General features: G+C 54.4%; 1 protein-coding gene. It reads left to right on the top strand.

What is annotated here, in order from left to right; translation table 11 throughout:
- Positions 1-474 (top strand): PD-(D/E)XK nuclease family protein (locus tag Q4563_RS15995; RefSeq protein ID WP_303605175.1); only part of this gene is annotated, 474 nt, incomplete at both ends.

Genomic DNA, 474 nt, shown 5'->3' with positions numbered 1-474 from the left:
GCGCTGGAGACGGATCAACGCCTGGATGAAATGGAATTCTGTTTGCCGATCGGTGAGTTGCGCTCGGGGTCGTTGAACCGTTTGTTGATTGAATCCGGCCAGGACGCTGAAGGTATCCGGCGACCACAACTGGAGTTCAGTGCGGTGACAGGGTATCTGAAAGGGTTTATCGATTTGGTGTTCTGTTATCAGGGGCGTTATTACTTGGCGGATTACAAGTCGAATTATCTGGGAGATCAGCGGCAGGATTACACTGGTGTGGCACTGCAGCAAAGTATGGTCGAGCATCATTATGATTTGCAGGCCTGGATTTATATCCTGGCACTGGACCAGTTTTTACGTCAGCGGTTACCAGACTACAGTCCGCAGCAGCATCTGGGGGGAGTGTATTACCTGTTTCTGCGTGGCATGGGGGACGCTGACTCCGCGGCTGTGGCGGCCTCCGGGCCATGGCCGGGCGTGTATCTCCAGACC

The organism is Gilvimarinus sp. 1_MG-2023, assembly GCF_030548285.1.
Note: the sequence above shows the minus strand (reverse complement) of the source record. Positions and strands in the feature narration are given on the sequence as shown.